General features: G+C 71.6%; 12 protein-coding genes. 8 read left to right on the top strand and 4 right to left on the bottom strand.

Features of this window, described 5'->3' with window-relative positions; translation table 11 throughout:
- Positions 1-83 precede the first annotated feature (83 nt).
- Both purN and purH read left to right on the top strand, forming a co-directional pair.
- Positions 84-722 (top strand): phosphoribosylglycinamide formyltransferase, encoded by a 639-nt coding sequence (gene purN / locus ABZ016_RS05010; protein ID WP_356915156.1) that lies wholly within the window; start codon positions 84-86, stop codon positions 720-722.
- Positions 719-2,281 carry a bifunctional phosphoribosylaminoimidazolecarboxamide formyltransferase/IMP cyclohydrolase gene (gene purH / locus ABZ016_RS05005; protein ID WP_356915155.1) on the top strand — a complete coding sequence of 521 codons (1,563 nt, stop codon included), beginning with the start codon at positions 719-721 and terminating at the stop codon, positions 2,279-2,281. The genes purN and purH overlap by 4 nt, the downstream gene beginning before the upstream one ends.
- 52 nt (positions 2,282-2,333) lie before the next feature.
- Here purH and ABZ016_RS05000 read toward each other — a convergent pair whose 3' ends face one another.
- The 4 genes from ABZ016_RS05000 to ABZ016_RS04985 form a co-directional block, all read right to left on the bottom strand.
- On the bottom strand, positions 2,334-2,927 hold the full coding sequence (locus ABZ016_RS05000; protein WP_356915154.1) for an ALF repeat-containing protein: 594 nt from the start codon (positions 2,925-2,927) through the stop codon (positions 2,334-2,336).
- Positions 2,928-3,057: 130 nt separating this feature from the next.
- Positions 3,058-4,620, bottom strand: coding sequence for a protein kinase (locus ABZ016_RS04995; protein ID WP_356915153.1), 1,563 nt, complete (start codon positions 4,618-4,620; stop codon positions 3,058-3,060).
- On the bottom strand, positions 4,617-5,363 hold the full coding sequence (locus ABZ016_RS04990; protein ID WP_356915152.1) for an FHA domain-containing protein: 747 nt from the start codon (positions 5,361-5,363) through the stop codon (positions 4,617-4,619). The genes ABZ016_RS04995 and ABZ016_RS04990 overlap by 4 nt, the downstream gene beginning before the upstream one ends.
- Before the next feature lie 132 nt (positions 5,364-5,495).
- On the bottom strand, positions 5,496-6,086 hold the full coding sequence (locus ABZ016_RS04985; protein WP_356915151.1) for a hypothetical protein: 591 nt from the start codon (positions 6,084-6,086) through the stop codon (positions 5,496-5,498).
- A gap of 277 nt (positions 6,087-6,363) precedes the next feature.
- Between ABZ016_RS04985 and ABZ016_RS04980 the strand changes: the two genes are divergently transcribed.
- From ABZ016_RS04980 to ABZ016_RS04955, 6 genes are all read left to right on the top strand, one after another.
- Positions 6,364-7,218 carry a bifunctional methylenetetrahydrofolate dehydrogenase/methenyltetrahydrofolate cyclohydrolase gene (locus ABZ016_RS04980; RefSeq protein WP_356915150.1) on the top strand — a complete coding sequence of 285 codons (855 nt, stop codon included), beginning with the start codon at positions 6,364-6,366 and terminating at the stop codon, positions 7,216-7,218.
- A 178-nt stretch (positions 7,219-7,396) separates the two neighbouring features.
- Positions 7,397-7,933, top strand: coding sequence for a DUF3017 domain-containing protein (locus ABZ016_RS04975; RefSeq protein WP_356915149.1), 537 nt, complete (start codon positions 7,397-7,399; stop codon positions 7,931-7,933).
- Positions 7,934-8,299: 366 nt separating this feature from the next.
- Positions 8,300-9,616, top strand: a complete 1,317-nt coding sequence (locus tag ABZ016_RS04970) for a DUF2690 domain-containing protein (protein WP_356915148.1) — start codon at positions 8,300-8,302, stop codon at positions 9,614-9,616.
- Between the two features lie 821 nt (positions 9,617-10,437).
- On the top strand, positions 10,438-11,427 hold the full coding sequence (locus tag ABZ016_RS04965; protein WP_356915147.1) for a malate dehydrogenase: 990 nt from the start codon (positions 10,438-10,440) through the stop codon (positions 11,425-11,427).
- A 243-nt stretch (positions 11,428-11,670) separates the two neighbouring features.
- A complete protein-coding gene (locus ABZ016_RS04960) occupies positions 11,671-13,191 on the top strand; it encodes an aldehyde dehydrogenase family protein (protein ID WP_356915146.1) in 1,521 nt (506 codons plus the stop codon).
- 91 nt (positions 13,192-13,282) lie between these two features.
- The gene (locus tag ABZ016_RS04955; protein WP_356915145.1) at positions 13,283-14,815 is read left to right on the top strand and encodes a GMC oxidoreductase; all 1,533 of its coding nucleotides are present in this window, start codon (positions 13,283-13,285) and stop codon (positions 14,813-14,815) included.
- The last annotated feature ends 8 nt before the right edge of the window (positions 14,816-14,823 follow it).

Raw genomic sequence — 14,823 nt, 5'->3', positions numbered from 1 at the left:
CATTCGTATGAATGCACAAACGCCATGCCGCACGTCAAGCGTCGGCCGCCTGGACAGACGCTCCCCCGAGAAAGGCCCCCACCGTGGCCGCCAAGCCCGTGGCCCAGCGCGCCAAGCGCCTCGTCGTGCTGGTCTCCGGATCCGGCACCAACCTGCAGGCGCTGCTCGACGAGATCACCGCCGTAGGCGCGCAGGCGTACGGGGCCGAGATCGTGGCCGTCGGCGCCGACCGCGAGGGCATCGAGGGACTGGCCCGCGCCGAGCGCGCCGGACTGCCGGCCTTCGTGTGCAAGGTCAGGGACCACGGCAGCCGCGAGGAGTGGGACGCCGCCCTCGCCGAGGCCGTCGCGGCGTACGAGCCCGACCTCGTCGTCTCCGCCGGGTTCATGAAGATCGTCGGCAAGGAGTTCCTCGCGCGGTTCGGCGGGCGGTTCGTCAACACCCACCCCGCCCTGCTGCCCAGTTTCCCGGGAGCCCACGGTGTGCGGGACGCGCTCGCGTACGGCGCCAAGGTCACCGGCTGCACCGTCCACTTCGTCGACGACGGCGTCGACACCGGCCCGATCATCGCGCAGGGCGTGGTGGAGGTCCGGGACGAGGACGACGAGAGCGCTCTGCACGAGCGCATCAAGGAAGTCGAGCGAAGGCTGCTCGTCGAGGTCGTGGGGCGGCTCGCCCGCAACGGCTATCGCATTGAGGGACGAAAGGTAGTTATCCAGTGACCGCCGAGAGCAACAAGCGGCCCCTTCGCCGGGCGCTCGTCAGCGTCTACGACAAGACCGGGCTTGAGGACCTCGCGCGCGGGCTCCACGAGGCCGGGGTCGAGCTCGTCTCCACCGGCTCCACCGCCGCGAAGATCGCCGCTGCCGGCGTCCCCGTCACCAAGGTCGAGGAGCTCACCGGCTTCCCCGAGTGCCTGGACGGCCGCGTCAAGACCCTGCACCCCCGGGTCCACGCGGGCATCCTCGCCGACCTGCGCCTGGAGGACCACCAGCGGCAGCTCGCCGAGCTGGGCGTCGAGCCGTTCGACCTCGTCGTGGTGAACCTCTACCCGTTCCGCGAGACCGTCGCCTCCGGTGCCACGCCCGACGAGTGCGTGGAGCAGATCGACATCGGCGGGCCGTCGATGGTCCGGGCCGCCGCCAAGAACCACCCGTCGGTCGCGGTCGTCACCAGCCCGGCCCGGTACGCCGACGTGCTCAAGGCCGTCCAGAGCGGCGGCTTCGACCTCGCCACCCGCAAGCGGCTCGCCGCCGAGGCGTTCCAGCACACGGCCGCCTACGACGTGGCCGTGGCCTCCTGGTTCGCCTCCTCCTACGCGCCCGTGGACGAGTCGCAGTTCCCCGACTTCCTCGGCGCCACCTGGGAGCGCGAGCACACCCTGCGCTACGGCGAGAACCCGCACCAGCCCGCGGCCCTGTACGTGTCCGGCACCGGCGGCCTCGCCGAGGCCGAGCAGCTGCACGGCAAGGAGATGTCGTACAACAACTACACGGACACGGACGCCGCCCGCCGTGCCGCGTACGACCACACCGAGCCGGCCGTCGCGATCATCAAGCACGCCAACCCCTGCGGTATCGCGGTCGGCGCGGACGTCGCCGAGGCGCACCGCAAGGCCCACGCCTGTGACCCGCTGTCGGCGTTCGGCGGCGTGATCGCCGCCAACCGGCCGGTCAGCAAGGAGATGGCCGAGCAGGTCGCGGAGATCTTCACCGAGGTCATCGTCGCGCCGGACTACGAGGACGGCGCGCTGGAGGCCCTCACCAAGAAGAAGAACATCCGTGTGCTGCGCTGCCCCGAGGGGCCGTCGGCGCCCGTCGAGGTCAAGCCGATCGACGGCGGCGCCCTGCTCCAGGTGACCGACCGGCTCCAGGCCGACGGCGACGACCCGGCGAACTGGACGCTGGCGACCGGTGAGGCGCTGAGCGCCGAGGAGCTGAGCGAGCTGGCCTTCGCGTGGAAGGCCTGCCGGGCCGTCAAGTCCAACGCGATCCTGCTCGCCAAGGACGGTGCCTCGGTCGGCGTCGGCATGGGGCAGGTCAACCGCGTCGACTCCGCCAAGCTCGCGGTGGAGCGGGCGGGCGCCGAGCGTGCGCAGGGCTCCTACGCGGCTTCCGACGCCTTCTTCCCCTTCCCCGACGGCCTGGAGATCCTCACCGCGGCCGGGGTGAAGGCCGTGGTCCAGCCCGGCGGATCGGTCCGCGACGAACTGGTCGTGGAGGCCGCGCAGAAGGCCGGCGTCACGATGTACTTCACCGGGACGCGGCACTTCTTCCACTGAGAACCGGGTGACGGAGCGGGCCGGCGCCGGGCCTCCGGCCCGCTCCGGCGCGTCAGCCGTCGACCTCGTAGCGTCCGACCTCGAGGAAGTACCGCAGCTCCTCCGGAGTGCCGTCGATGGCTTCCTCGGCGGCCGCACGGAGTGCCGGGCTGATGGTCGGGTCGGCCAGGATGCGGGCGATGGCGACGCGGTCGTCCTCGGCCTGGGCGAGGCGGTAGCCGGTCTCCAGGAAGGCGCGGAGGGCTTCCGGGGTGTTGGTGTCGAGGGCCTTGGTGGCCTCGCGCTTGACGCCTCGGCCGGAGTCCGGGTCGGCGAGGATGCGGAAGATGGCGACGCGGTCGTCCTCGGCCTGGGCGAGGCGGTAGCCCGTCTTCAGGAACGCGCGCATGTCCTCCACGGTGCCGTCGAGGGCCTTGTTGGCCTCCCTGACGACGCCTCGGCCGCTGTCCTCGTCGGCGAGGATGCGCAGGATCGCGATACGGAGATCGTCCTCCGACATCTCGTCCACCGGCGTGCCGTCCGTCACCGCCGTGGCCGACACGGCGGGGGCCGAGGAGGCCGGGCCGGCGGCGAGGGCCGGGGTGGCGAGGAGGAGGGCCGGCGTCAGGGCGGCGGCGGCTATCAGGGCACCGCGAGTGCGTCTCATGCGTGAACCTGCCTTCAGGTCGGTCGAGTTGGATGATCCGGGATCATCCTCACATCCCCCGCCGCGTGAAGCAGTGCCCTTTTCAACCGATGCCCTTTTCCACCGAGGAGGTACCTCACACGTCTCAGGGTCACTTCTCCTGGGGCGGGGTGTACTCCTTGAGGTAGTGGGCGATGCGGGCGGCGTAGTCGCGGTGGTTCGGGGGAACGCCGCCCGCCTTGTTCACCGTCCCGTACGACGTCCGGTACGCGGCGGCGACCAGCACACGGCGGTCGCCCCGCGCCCCGGCCTCCAGGCGCGGGGCGATCCAGCACAGGTAGCGGCCCATCGCCGGAATGGACTCGGCGGGTGGGAAAGGGGGCTGGGGGACGGCCTCGCCCGGTGTGCCGTCCTCGTTCATCCACCAGCGCAGGACGCGCGGGGTCCAGCGGGCGATGCCGAACTCGTCGTTGGCGGGGTCGGAGAGGTCCGGGTCGAAGTCGCTCTCGACCTTCAGCATGGCGGCGATCAGGACAGGAGTGACCTCACGCCGGTCGCAGTCGTGCGCCGTCTCCACGATCAGCAGACGGTAGGCGGGCGGGATGCCCCGGTCGGTGCGCAGCTCGGAGGCCCCGTAGGCGGCGGCGGAGACGTTCGCGGTCGCGCCCGAGCCGCTGCCGCCGGGGGCGCTGTCGGCCCAGACGCTGATGCCGTAGGCGAGGGCGGAGAGGGCTGCGACGGCACAGGCTCCGGCCGCCGCCACGAACGTACGGCGCAGGCGGCGGGCCGGACGGGGGCGAGGGAGCCGGAACGGGCGGTGCGCGAGGCCGGCGGCGGCCGCCCTGGTCCGGCGCAGGAGGATCTCGCCGGTGATGCGGTCCTGGTGCGTGCGGGTCAGACAGGCGGTGATGATGTCCCGCCAGACGTCGGGGAGTTCGGGCGACAGGCGCAGTTCGTCGGCGCCGCGGGCGTAGGCGGCGGCCGCGTCGCGGCGGGCCGTCGGGGTGGCGCCGGGCAGCGGGAAGGAGTCGGTGAGGACCAGGTGAGCCAGGACACCGAAGGCCCACACGTCGGCGGACGGCCGGATGCGGCGGCCCCGTTCGCCGATCTCGGTCCACAGGAGCTCGGGCGGGGTGTAGTCGGGGGTGGAGAAGGCCGGTGTGTAGGCGTGGGTGCCCTCCAGTTCGGCCGCCATGTTGAAGTCGGCGAGGCGGACCGAACCGTCGGCCATCAGCAGCACGTTGGCCGGCTTCAGGTCGCCGTGCACCCAGCCGGCGTCGTGCAGCTGGGCCAGGCCCTCGCAGATCTGCGCGAGCAGCGTGGGGCCCGTCCCTGGCCGGGGCGTCGCGGTGAGCAGGGCGGACAGCGAGCCCTCGGCCCGCTCCAGGACGAGGACGGTGGCGCCGTCCAGCTCGGGGTGGCCCGGGTCGTCGACCGTCAGCGTCTCGTACATCCGCACCAGCCGCGGATGTCTCAGCCGCCGGTACAGCTCGACCTCCCGCTCGATCAGCTCCCGCAGATGGCTGAGCCGGCGGGGCGTGGCCGTGCCGGTGGGCAGGAACTTCAGGGCGGCCGTCCGGGGCAGCTCGGTGCTCTCCCCGACGCGCCGGGCCGCGTACACACTGCCGAAAGCGCCGGTCGCGATCGGCTCGCGCACCTCCCAGACGCCGACCCGGTAGCCCTTCGGCACGGGCACGGCGTAGGGCTCGGTCACCGGGTCACCCGGCCCGGCGGGGCGGCCAGCACGGCCAGGTCGTCCTCGCGGACCAGGTCGAAGCGGAGCGCCAGGGAGACCAGGGACTCCTTCTTCCCGTTCAGCCGCGGGCCCGGGTCCGCGCTTTCCGGGCCCGGTTTGAGGCGCAGCTTCACGGCCAGGTAGTCGATGTTCCACTGCACCGACGTGCGGGACGCGGCCGGCCAGGCGGGGCGCAGCCGGTCGGCGACCTGGTCGACGGTCGGCACCGGGGCGTGCGGGGTACCGCGCAGGCGGGGTTCGCACAGGGCGGCCAGGACCGCGAAGTAGCGCTTGCTGCGGTCGAGGGAGAAGGCCGGTGCGGTGGTGGTGCCGTCGAGGCCGCCCGTGCCGCTGAGGTAGTCGTGGCGCGGTGCCCACACCTGGAGCGTCAGCAGGTCGCCGGCGGCGGGCAGCACGATCCGTGAGAACTCGAAGGGGATCGGCGCGTCCAGCCGGCCGGGCGCCACCTTGACGTGCTCGCCCGCGCCCTCCGGGTTCTCCACCACGTAGGTCTGTTCCCGGCTGAGATTGCTGAGGATCCAGAAGGCGCCGTGCGCGGTGATCTCTCCGGCCCGCCGGGAGACTCCGTCGTGGGCGATGTGGAGGTCGTTGTCGTGCGCGGACCGGCCGAAGGTGAGGCGTTCGCCGGGCGCGAGTCTGATCTGGCTGCGGTTTCGCTCGTCCTCCGTGGTCGGCGGAGGTACCACGATGATGCTGTACAAGGTGCTCTCCCCGTGCCTGACAGCTACCACCGTCAGACTAGGGCGACGCACCAGGGCCGTGCCCCCCTCGTACGGGTGAGACACGGCCCTTGGATGTGATTGGCGTGAACTGGTCCGCTCGCCGCGGTCCGTTCAGTACTTGGGGCGGTTGAACCAGGCCTTGCCGTTCGCGTTGCCGACGAACACCGCGACCAGAATGCCCAGGATGGTGTGGACCAGGCCGATGATGACGAACGGGTAGAGACCCAGGACGGCCGTGATGATGGCGAAGACCAGGATCGTGACCCGGGCGCCGTTGCCGCCGTTCTTGAACTTCGTCGCCAGGACGGCCGCGAACACCAGCCAGGCGATGCCGAACACCACGTAGCCCCAGATCACGCCGGTCGACTGACCGACCAGGTCCTGGAAGGCGGTGTTGTCCTGGAGGGACTCGTCGTCCTTCGCGGCGTTGAGGGCCGCGGCGGCGAAGGCGAGCAGCGCCACGCCGACGACCTGCAGACCGACGATCACCCACACCATCACGCGGGCCGCGCTCACCGAGCTGGGCATCGTGGTCGGGGCGGCGGGGCCGGCACCGTAGGGGGAGACCGGCGGGGCCTGCGGGTAGCCGTAACCGGGCGCCTGTCCCTGCTGCTGCGGGTAGCCGTAGCCCGGCTGCTGCTGCTGCTGCGGCTGCTGCCCCTGGGGCGCGCCGTAGGGGTTGTTCGGGTCGCCGTAGCTCATGGCGAAGTTCCTCCGTTGTGTTTCCGAGTGCGGGGACAACGCGTGGCATCCGCACGGAGGAGACTTCTTCAGATTGCGACCGTCCCCCCGTTGAACCGCCCGCGGCACTTGTCAGGTCATCGTTCTTCACCACTGACGGGCTTGTCCAGCCGCATTCCCGATGTGTTGTGCAAGTGCAACATCACTGATCTTGGGCGGATACGGGGGGACGGGCCCCCTGGTGCCCGGATTGCGGCCGGATTGGAACCGTGGCGGGGTCATCCGCGAGGATGGGGCCATGACCGCCCAGATTCTCGATGGCAAGGCCACCGCAGCCGCGATCAAGTCCGATCTGACCGCCCGCGTGGCGGCGCTGAAGGAGAAGGGCGTCACGCCCGGCCTCGGCACGATCCTCGTCGGGGACGACCCCGGCAGCCAGAAGTACGTCGCCGGCAAGCACCGCGACTGCGCGCAGGTCGGTATCGCCTCCATCCAGCGCGAGCTGCCCGGCACCGCCACGCAGGAGGAGATCGAGGCGGCCGTGCGCGAGCTGAACGAGGACCCGGCCTGCACGGGTTACATCGTGCAACTGCCGCTGCCCAAGGGCATCGACGAGAACCGCATCCTGGAACTGATGGACCCGGACAAGGACGCGGACGGGCTCCACCCGATGAACCTCGGCCGCCTGGTCCTGAACGAGCCGGCCCCGCTGCCCTGCACCCCCAACGGTGTCCTGACCCTGCTCCGCCGCTACGGCGTGGAGATCAAGGGCGCGGAGGTCGTGGTGGTCGGCCGCGGTGTGACCATCGGCCGGCCGATGCCGCTGCTGCTGACGCGGCGCAGCGAGAACGCGACCGTGACCCAGTGCCACACCGGCACGCGTGACCTGTCGGCGCACCTCAAGCGCGCGGACATCATCGTCGCCGCGGCCGGTTCCGCCCATCTGATCCGCGCGGAGGACGTCAAGCCGGGCGCGGCCGTCCTCGACGTCGGCGTCTCCCGCAGCGCCGAGGGCAAGATCGTGGGCGACGTCCACCCCGACGTGGCCGAGGTCGCCGGCTGGATCTCCCCGAACCCCGGCGGGGTCGGTCCGATGACCCGCGCCCAGCTGCTCGTCAACGTGGTCGAGGCGGCGGAGCGCAGTGCCGGCTGAGCGGGGCGCCGCGGGCGCCGGCAGCACGCCGATCGCTGGGTCCGGGCAGAGCGGGAAGGACGCCGGGGCCGCCCAGGACACCGAGAGCGCGAGGGCCGCGGGGGGCGCCGAGAGCGACGGGGTCCCTCAGGGCACCCGGAGCGCTGGGTCCGAGGAGGGCACCCGGAGCGCGGGTGCTGTGCGGAGCTCGCAGGACGTCGCCGTCGGGCGGAGTGACGCGACCGGTGGGGACGGGCAGGCCGGCTCGGGCGGGCAGGAGGCGGCCGAGGAACTCACCGTCCGGGATCCCGTCAGCGCTCCCGATGCCGAGGGGCGGCCGCGGCGGGTCACTCGGCGGTTTCCGCTGTTCACCAAGGACACCGCACGGCCCGAGGGCGGTGGCCGGGCGGCGCCCGGTGACGCGCCCGCGCCGGCCCGGCAGTGGCCCGTGCTCGCCGTACTGGGACTGGCCGGACTCGGCCTGATCGTGACCGCGTTCGGTCAGTTCCGGCTCGGAATCCTGATGATCGGCACCGCGCTGCTGGGCGGCGGCGCGATGCGCTGGCTGCTACCGGATGTCGGCATGCTCGCCGTCCGGTCCCGCTTCACGGACATCGTCACTTACGGCGTGATGGGCGTCGTGATCGTCATGCTGGCCCTGATGGCGCAGCCGGAACCGTGGGTGCAGCTCCCGTTCCTGAAGGACACGCTGCACTTCACCGTCACGAACGAATGAGCGAACGACGGCCCGTCCTCTCCCCCGAGGAAGGACGGGCCGCCGCCACGCCCCACCCTCGTGCACCGCGAACGGCCTGTTCAACGGCTGTCAGTACGCTGTGGCACGGAAGTGACGGTTCCGGTACGTCGCTTGCCTGATTTCGCACGAAGTGGTGCGACACCCCGGTGGCATGGACAATCAGGACGGTCCGGGGTGTACCGCGCGCGGTCCCATGCTTCTGTGCGCCCCCCGTCAGGGAACTGAGATCCTGAGTGTGCGCATCCCTGTGGGTAGCCAGAACGGGGACTCGGCCAAGGCCGCCGGCGCGCGGGGCGAACAGCGCGGGAAGCAACAGCACGAACCGGGGGGAAGAGGGGGGAAGCAATGCCTCGTTGGAAGGCCTTGCCGGATGAACTCGATCCGCAGATCAGGGAGTTCACCAGCCAGTTGCGCAGGCTCGTGGACCGCAGTGGTCTGAGCATCGCGTCGTTGGCGGACCGCACGGGATACAGCAAGACGTCCTGGGAGCGTTATCTGAACGGCCGGCTGCTCGCGCCCAAGGGCGCGATCGTGGCCCTGGCCGAGGTCACCGGGACGAACCCGGTGCACCTGACCACCATGTGGGAGCTCGCCGAGCGCGCCTGGAGCCGCTCGGAGATGCGGCACGACATGACGATGGAGGCCATCCGGATATCCCAGGCGCGGGCCGCGCTCGGGGAGTTCGGCGGGCAGGACTTCGGCGGCCCTTCGACCGCCTCCAAGGGCGACGGCCGGACGGCCTCGGCGGGCGGCGGCGACACGCCCCGCAGGAGCGGCAACACCACGGTCACGCCCGGCATCGCGGGCCCGGCCGGGGTCTCCCCGACGGTCCCGGCGCAGCCGACGGCCCCCGAGGTGCAGGACTCCACCGGCGGCGGTGTGCGGGAGGACGGCGGCCGGGGTGGTGCGACCGAGGGCAACTCCTGGGGGCTGGCCGGGTACAAGGGCCCGTCGCCGACCGGGGCGCGCGGCAGCGGCTCCGGATCAGGCGGCTCCGGAGCCGGTAGCGGCTCCGGTACGGATAGCGGCTCCCGGCCCGGTTCGGGGCCCGGCGGCTCCGTCGGGGCGTCCGGCGGCCCTGCCTCGGCCCGAGGCGCGGGGGCGGGCGCGAACGACACACCCCCGCGGGGCGCTGCCCCGGCCCGCGCCGGTGGTGCCGGCGGCCTCGGCGGCAAGAAGCGGACCGCGACATTCCTCGCGGGTGTGGTGGGCGTGCTCGTGGTGATAGCCGGTGCGTTCTACCTCACCGGCGGCGGTGGTGACGACGAGGCCAAGGGCGCCACCAAGTCCCCCTCGCCGTCCGCCAGCACGGACCCGAACCTGCCGCCCGGCGTGAAGTGCAGCGGTGACAGCTGCACCGGCAAGGACGCGGAGGCCATGGGGTGCAGCGGTGACCTGGTGACCACGGCCCGGACGGCGACCGTCGGCACGACCACGGTGGAGGTCCGCTACAGCGAGACCTGCAAGGCGGCCTGGGCACGTATCACCCAGGCGACCCAGGGCGACGAGGTCCAGGTCAGCGTGGGCAAGACGAAGGAGACCGGCAACATCACCGAGGCCGGGGACGCGATCGCGTACACGCCGATGGTGGCCGTGAAGAGCGCCGCCGACGCCAAGGCCTGCGCAACGCTCGCGTCCGGCGTACAGGGCTGCACCGAGTAGCAGGGGCTGCGTCGGGGGGCTGCTCCGCCACCCGCATGCGGACCGTCACACGCAGGCCGGTCCGTCCAGCACACGGCGCGGGGCCCGCGCTGGGCGGCGGGACACCCGTGCGCGGGGCGGCGGGACGCCCGGCGCGGTGTCCGGCACCGGCACGGTGCCCGCCCGGCGGGTCGCTCGGCATCCTGCGGTCGGTGGGGTCTGTGCCCGGTAATCCCCTTCGCACCGGCCCTCGCCGCCGTGTGTACCGGTGTGCGGTGTCCTGTCCCGGTGGGTCGCTCGGCGTCCTGCGGCCGGTAGGCCCCGTGCCCGGTGGTCCCCTTCGTACCGGTGGCGGCGGGGCCAGGACGGCCGGCGCCGATGCCCGCGTCCTCGCCGCCGCCCGTGTATCCCGGTGTGCGGTGTCACGCCCGGTGGGTCGCTCAGCGTCCTGCGGTCGGTAGACCTGGCGCCCGGTGGTCCCCCTCGCACCGGTCACGGCGTCCCCCTCGCCGCCGCGTGCCCCGGCCGTCCGCCCGGTGGGAACAAATTTCGGAGACGGAGGAATGCGCGGCCGAATCGGGGGCACGCGAGCCATACCCCCACGGGAGTCCGGCACGGTCGGTTCCCCCCAGGCGGCCGCCTTCGTCCTCCTCTCCCGGACGGGCGGCCGCCTCTTGTACGGGCATGCGATGGGTTGTGGGGTGGGCCACACCGACCCGGCCGTCCGGGATCCCGGATGCGCGATAGCCTGACCGCTGGATGGATCTCTTGACGCCAAGAGATCGATCAAACGTCCGGGGCAGGGACCCCGCCCCACCGCCAGCTGTCATACGGAGAACGCCATGACCCGCACTCCCGTGAACGTCACCGTCACCGGCGCGGCCGGCCAGATCGGTTACGCCCTGCTCTTCCGCATCGCCTCCGGTCAGCTGCTCGGCGCGGACGTGCCGGTGAAGCTGCGCCTCCTGGAGATCACGCCGGCCCTGAAGGCCGCCGAGGGCACGGCCATGGAGCTGGACGACTGCGCGTTCCCGCTGCTCCAGGGCATCGACATCACGGACGACCCGAACGTCGCCTTCGACGGCACGAACGTGGGCCTGCTCGTCGGCGCCCGCCCCCGCACCAAGGGCATGGAGCGCGGCGACCTGCTGGAGGCCAACGGCGGCATCTTCAAGCCGCAGGGCAAGGCCATCAACGACCACGCCGCGGACGACGTCAAGATCCTCGTCGTCGGCAACCCGGCCAACACCAACGCCCTCATCGCACAGGCCGCCGCGCCGGACGTCCCGGCGGAGCGCTTCACCGCGATGACCCGCCTCGACCACAACCGCGCGCTGACCCAGCTCGCGAAGAAGACGGGCTCGACGGTCGCCGACATCAAGCGGCTCACCATCTGGGGCAACCACTCCGCCACCCAGTACCCGGACATCTTCCACGCCACCATCGCCGGCAAGAACGCCGCCGAGGTCGTGAACGACGAGAAGTGGCTGGCCGAGGACTTCATCCCGACCGTCGCCAAGCGCGGCGCCGCCATCATCGAGGCCCGCGGCGCCTCGTCGGCCGCCTCCGCCGCCAACGCCGCCATCGACCACGTCCACAGCTGGGTCAATGGCACCGCCGAGGGCGACTGGGTCTCCATGGGCATCCCGTCCGACGGTTCGTACGGCGTGCCGGAGGGGCTCATCTCCTCCTTCCCCGTCACCACCAAGGACGGCACGTACGAGATCGTCCAGGGCCTGGAGATCAACGAGTTCTCCCGCGCCCGGATCGACGCCTCCGTCAAGGAGCTCGAGGAGGAGCGCGAGGCGGTCCGCGGCCTCGGCCTCATCTGACCGACGCCTCTCAGCGTTTCCCGCAGGCCCCCACCGGTTGCTTCCGGTGCGGGGCCTGCGGGCGTTCCAGGAGCATTTCATGGGCTATTTGTCCATGTTTGCCCGCATGTTCAGTGATGCCGCGCACTTTCAGCCATGGATTGCGCATGCAACCGGGAGCCCCGGGCAGGCGAACTCGGTCTCCTGTGTCACACATGTGTGAGACAAGGGCGCTGAACAGGAACGGAAGGGCAGTTACGGATCATGGCGGAAAGTACCGAACTTCAGGCACGTAAAACCATCCATGCGGGAGGAGAATGGCGTGCCGCCGTCTCCGGTGCCACCCGCGAGATCCTCGACCCCGCGGACGCCCTGCCCTTCGCCCTCGTCGCGGAGGGGGACGAGAAGGACACCGACCTGGCGATCGCCGCCGCCCGGCGCGCCTTCGACGAGGGGGAGTGGCCGCGCACGCCCGTCACCGAACGGGCCGCACTGCTGCGCCGCGTCGCCGACCTGCTGGTGCGCGACCGTGAGCAGCTCGGACGGCTGGAGGCCCAGGACGCCGGCAAGACCGTCGAGGAGGGCCGTGTCGACATCGACTGTGTCGCCGACGCCTTCCGCTACTTCGCCGACCTGGTCGCGGGTGAGGCGCCGGGCCGGGTCGTGGACGCGGGCTCGCCCGACATCCACAGCGTCGTCGTGCACGAGCCCATAGGCGTCTGCACGATGATCACGCCCTGGAACTACCCGCTGCTCCAGGCCAGCTGGAAGGTCGCCCCGGCCCTCGCCGCCGGCAACACCTTCGTCATCAAGCCGAGCGAGATCACCCCGATGACGACCATCGCGCTGATCGAGCTGCTCGTCGAGGCCGGGCTGCCCGAGGGCGTCGCCAACATCGTCACCGGCCCGGGCCATTCGGTGGGCGCACGGCTCTCCGAGCACCCCGACGTCGACCTGGTCTCCTTCACCGGCGGTCTGGTCAGCGGCACCAAGGTGGCCCAGGCCGCCGCGCCCGGCGTCAAGAAGGTCGCCCTCGAACTCGGCGGCAAGAACCCCAACGTGGTCTTCGCCGACGCCTGCGCCACCGACGAGGGCTTCGACACCGCCGTCGACCAGGCCCTCAACGCCGCCTTCATCCACAGCGGCCAGGTCTGCTCGGCCGGCGCCCGCCTCATCATCGAGGAGTCGGTCCGGGACCGGTTCGTCACCGAACTCGCCCGGCGTGCCGAGAAGATCCGCCTGGGGCGCGGCACCGAGGACGGCGTCGAGTGCGGCCCGCTCGTCTCCGAGCAGCAGCGCGCCAAGGTGGAGGCCTACGTCGAGTCCGCCCTCCAGGAGGGCGCGGTGCTGCGCTCCGGCGGCAAGCGCCCCGCACCCTCCCCGCAGCGCCCCGAGAACGGCTACTTCTACGAGCCGACCGTCCTCGACCACTGCCACCGTGAGATGCGCGTCGTGCGGGAGGAGGTCTTCGGGCCGGTCGTCACCGTCGAGACCTTCCGCACCGAGGACGAGGCCGTCGCCCTCGCCAACGACACCGAGTACGGGCTCGCGGGCGGTGTCTGGACCGCCGACGCGGGCCGCGCCCGGCGCGTGGCCGGCCGGCTGCGCCACGGCACGATCTGGATCAACGACTTCCACCCCTACCTGCCGCAGGCGGAATGGGGCGGTTTCGGCAAGAGCGGAGTGGGCCGGGAGCTCGGCCCGGCCGGCCTCGCCGAGTACCGGGAGACCAAGCACGTCTACCAGAACCTCGCTCCCCAGCCGGTGCGCTGGTTCGCGGGCTGAGCCCCCGGCCCGGGCCGACCTCCCCCCGGCCCGGGCCGACCTCCCCACCCTTCGAGCCCGTCCACTTCATCCCCACTGGAGCAAGCAAGCCATGTCCCACACCGTCCATGAGTACGACTATGTCGTGATAGGCGGCGGAACCGCAGGTTCCGTCATTGCCTCCCGCCTGACCGAGAACCCCGACGTCACCGTCGCCGTCATCGAGGGCGGCCCCAGCGACGTCGGCCGTGACGACGTGCTGACCCTGCGCCGTTGGATGGGCCTGCTGGGCGGCGAACTCGACTACGACTACCCCACCACCGAGCAGCCACGCGGAAACTCGCATATCCGGCACAGCCGGGCCCGGGTCCTGGGCGGCTGTTCCTCGCACAACACCCTGATCGCCTTCAAGCCGCTGCCGGCCGACTGGGACGAGTGGGAGGACGCCGGCGCCAAGGGCTGGGGCGCGGTGCAGATGGAGGCGTACTTCGCGCGTCTGCTCAACAACGTCGTCCCGGTCGACGAGCAGGACCGCAACGCCATCGCCCGGGACTTCGTCGACGCGGCGCAGGCGGCGCTGAACGTGCCCCGCGTGGAGGGCTTCAACAAGAAGCCCTTCACCGAGGGCGTCGGCTTCTTCGACCTCGCCTACCACCCCGAGAACAACAAGCGCTCCTCGGCGTCGGTGGCGTACCTGCACCCGGTGATGGACGAGCGGCCCAACCTGACGATCCTGCTGGAGACCTGGGCGTACAAGCTGGAGCTGGACGGCAACCGCGCCGAGGGCGTGCACGTGCGCACCAAGGACGGCGAGGAGATCCTGGTCAAGGCCCGCGGCGAGGTGCTGCTGTGCGCCGGCGCCGTCGACTCCCCCCGGCTGCTGATGCACTCCGGCATCGGCCCCAAGGCCGACCTGGAGAAGCTCGGCATCCCCGTCGCGCACGACCTGCCGGGCGTCGGCGAGAACCTGCTCGACCACCCCGAGTCGGTCATCGTGTGGGAGACCAACGGGCCCATCCCGGAGAACTCCGCGATGGACTCCGACGCCGGCCTGTTCGTGCGGCGCGACCCCGAACTGCCCCACCCCGACCTGATGTTCCACTTCTACCAGATCCCCTTCACGGACAACCCGGAACGACTGGGCTACCAGCGGCCCGAGTTCGGCGTCTCGATGACCCCGAACATCCCCAAGCCGAAGAGCCGCGGCCGGCTGTACCTGACCAGCGCCGACCCCGAGGTCAAGCCCGCCCTGGACTTCCGCTACTTCACCGACGAGGACGACTACGACGGCAAGACCCTCGTCGACGGCATCAAGATCGCCCGTGAGATCGCCAAGACCGAGCCGCTGGCCGGCTGGCTCAAGCGCGAGGTGGCCCCCGGCCCGGACGTCACCGGTGACGAGGAGCTCAGCGAGTACGCCCGCAAGGTCGCCCACACCGTCTACCACCCCGCCGGCACCTGCAAGATGGGCGCCGACGACGACCGGCTCGCCGTCGTCGACCCCGAGCTGCGCATCCGCGGCCTGGAAGGCATCCGCATCGCCGACGCCTCCGTGTTCCCCACCATGACCACCGTGAACCCGATGATCGGAGTGCTCATGGTCGGGGAGAAGGCCGCCGAACTGATCGGAGGTGGTTCCAAGTGACCGCGACC

This window comes from Streptomyces sp. NPDC006372, from assembly GCF_040612515.1.
Classification (GTDB): Bacteria; Actinomycetota; Actinomycetes; order Streptomycetales; family Streptomycetaceae; genus Streptomyces.
Note: the sequence above shows the minus strand (reverse complement) of the source record. Positions and strands in the feature narration are given on the sequence as shown.